We start from the raw sequence: 2,356 nt of genomic DNA on the forward strand, positions 1-2,356 counted from the left end.
TCTGACTTGTCACATTCCAGTACAGGCATAGCCAGATTTGGCACAAAAGGCAAAACAAGGAGTTGTCCCGATGACACACCGATTATTGGCCGCCGCCACCCTTATGCTGGTGACCACCGCCACGGCGTGGGCAGAGACGGAAGGCGTTCCCAACGTGAAAACGCCGGAACCGGAAAAAGTGGAAACCCAGATGGAAGAAACGCTGGACGATATCCAGAATTATTCCGTGGAACAGAAAAACCAGGCCATGCGCGTGGCGCGTCACGCCATCGATGACCTGAATCAGCAGATCACCCTGCTACAAGGCGACATCAACAGCCAGTGGCGCGATCTGTCCCAGGATGCTCGCCTGCAGAAGCAGGAGGCGCTGACCGCCCTGAAAGAGCAGCAAGCCCAGCTGGAAACCCGCTATCAGGCCCTGCAGAATGCAGGTGAGGACAATTGGGATGCGGCCAAGCTGAAATTCCAGCAGAGCTGGGAAGCCGCCAAGCAGGGTTGGCAAAGCCTGACGGCTCCCGCGCCGGAACAGGAATAGCGGCCCCTGGCAGAGGCCATTGCAGCAGGCACAACGACGTGTCTGAGCGTGCGCCGCTTCGCAGCGAAGCCGGCGCACAGGGACGGGAGACGGACCATGCTGACGTTGATTCCTTTCGATGACGACCGGGTTGTGGGTGCGCGTATCTCTGGCAAGATCACTCGCGGAGAATTCGATTCTGTCACCGCGGCGTTGGAAGCCGCCCTGCAAAAGCATGAAACGGTACGCTTCTATGCAGAGATGGAAACCTTTGGCGGGGTCTCCATGGATGTGCTGTTTCAGGACCTGAAGTTCGGCCTTGCCCACTGGAAGCACTTCGAGCGCGAAGCGGTGGTCACCGACAAGGACTGGATGCGTCGCCTCTCGGTACTGGCGGACAAGCTGCTGCCGTCCATTGATGTGAAAGTGTTTCCCAGCGATGACGTGGATGCCGCCAAGGCCTGGATCTGCGAGCCCTGATTGTTACCCTTCCTGCGCGAGCCACTACTTCCACTCCCTGGGCCGCTCCAGAATCCTTTGTGCGGTCACACTGTGTCGGTTGTTCAGAAAACGCGTCAGTTATGAGTGCGCATCGAGGCGTGGCGGAACGTCACAATGACCGAAAGCATCGGTAGCGGGCAGAAACGGACAAGGGCAGGAATAACAAAAGAGAGGCGAGCGGTGGAGCAAGTCAGGCGGGGAGGGCGTGGTCGGTAAGGTGGTAAGCCGAGGAAGGGCCGTGTGGCCCTTCGTCGCCGGTTGAATGTGTATCGTCTTGCCAGTCATCGTATTCGTTCAACGCCTGGCCGGTGGTCATGCGTGGACGCAGGGTGTTGCGGGCTTCCTGGTGGACGCCGCCTTTTCGCATTAGCGGGTCCATGGCTGCCCAGTTGTGCATGGGCTTGGGGCCTTTGGCCATCGATCTTCCTTATGGTGAGTCACTGTTCGCCCTTGTGGGCGGCGGCGATATTACGCCGGATTTTCCCGGTGTCCAGAGATTGATGCGTTTTGCCTCGTGTTCTGATGGTCGCGGGTGGTTTACAGCGACCAGGACAGGAAGAGGTTGGCGCCGCTGAGTCGATTATCGTAGCGGAAGGTGTATTGTGGCGCCGTTTCCGTGACATTGAGATTGCTGGTGGCCAGGCCCACGCCCACCCCCAGGTTTCGCCATACGTTGTATTCCATGCCTACCTGCATTTCAGAGAACAGGCCTTTCCAGTCGTCGTACTCCAGATAAAAGCCTTCGGCTTTCAGGAACCAGTACAGCTTCGGGTTGACCCGATAGTTGAGCCCGAAGCCCACGGTGGGCAGGGGGACGGTATGGGCGGCGTTGCGGGTTTCCTGGGCAGAGACCGTGCCGCCTGGGTCTGTCTTTACATCCAGATCGATATCGAACCTGGAGACGTGCAGCCCGCCCCCGGCCATCAGCTCGACTTTGTCATTGTGATAAAAAGAATAGAAATAGCTGGCCTTCATGATCTCGTAACCGAGCGAACTGGATACCGTTGTATTACGAAGGGGTGCAACCTTCCCCCGGTGAAGGTGATGCCTGGTTTGCCGAACAGCTTGCCGGGGGCGGTGACCTGGCAGAGAACTACAAGGCTCTGGCTGATGCCTGCGGGGTGAAATTCCAGATCGATTACTTTGGTTTGATGGAACGAGATGCGCAGCAGCATCCGGAGCGGCATGTGGCGGCGGATGTCACCAGCCTGGAAATGAAGCAGGAATATGATCGTTTGATGGCCACGGACCCGGCTTTCGCCGAGCAGGTGCGTGACCGGGAGGCTCCTGCTTCCACGGATACCAGCGATCCGGTTGCCGCCCTGCTGGATTGGCATGCTT

The 2,356-nt window shown here is 58.4% G+C and carries 4 protein-coding genes and 1 pseudogene; 3 read left to right on the forward strand and 2 right to left on the reverse strand.

All coding sequences use genetic code 11. The features are described from left to right. Positions 1-70: 70 nt before the first annotated feature. The gene (locus A3754_RS25280) at positions 71-535 is read left to right on the forward strand and encodes a hypothetical protein (protein ID WP_063521675.1); all 465 of its coding nucleotides are present in this window, start codon (positions 71-73) and stop codon (positions 533-535) included. Between the two features lie 96 nt (positions 536-631). After that, positions 632-994 (forward strand): STAS/SEC14 domain-containing protein, encoded by a 363-nt coding sequence (locus tag A3754_RS25285; protein ID WP_063521676.1) that lies wholly within the window; start codon positions 632-634, stop codon positions 992-994. A 211-nt stretch (positions 995-1,205) separates the two neighbouring features. Here A3754_RS25285 and A3754_RS25290 read toward each other — a convergent pair whose 3' ends face one another. Continuing rightward, positions 1,206-1,433 carry a hypothetical protein gene (locus A3754_RS25290; protein ID WP_063521677.1) on the reverse strand — a complete coding sequence of 76 codons (228 nt, stop codon included), beginning with the start codon at positions 1,431-1,433 and terminating at the stop codon, positions 1,206-1,208. 119 nt (positions 1,434-1,552) lie between these two features. Further along, a complete protein-coding gene (locus tag A3754_RS25295) occupies positions 1,553-1,990 on the reverse strand; it encodes a hypothetical protein (protein WP_063521678.1) in 438 nt (145 codons plus the stop codon). Positions 1,991-2,019: 29 nt separating this feature from the next. Between A3754_RS25295 and A3754_RS25300 the strand changes: the two are divergent. After that, a pseudogene (locus A3754_RS25300) lies at positions 2,020-2,356 on the forward strand (hypothetical protein); the annotation flags it as partial.

It is taken from the genome of Alcanivorax sp. HI0083, assembly GCF_001635175.1.

What these genes read in the sequence shown, in the direction of transcription:
- A3754_RS25280 (WP_063521675.1), top strand. Translation starts at nt 71, where the DNA reads ATGACACACCGATTATTGGCCGCCGCCACCCTTATGCTGGTGACCACC.
- A3754_RS25290 (WP_063521677.1), bottom strand. Translation starts at nt 1,433, where the DNA reads ATGGCCAAAGGCCCCAAGCCCATGCACAACTGGGCAGCCATGGACCCG.
- A3754_RS25295 (WP_063521678.1), bottom strand. Translation starts at nt 1,990, where the DNA reads ATGAAGGCCAGCTATTTCTATTCTTTTTATCACAATGACAAAGTCGAG.
- A3754_RS25285 (WP_063521676.1), top strand. Translation starts at nt 632, where the DNA reads ATGCTGACGTTGATTCCTTTCGATGACGACCGGGTTGTGGGTGCGCGT.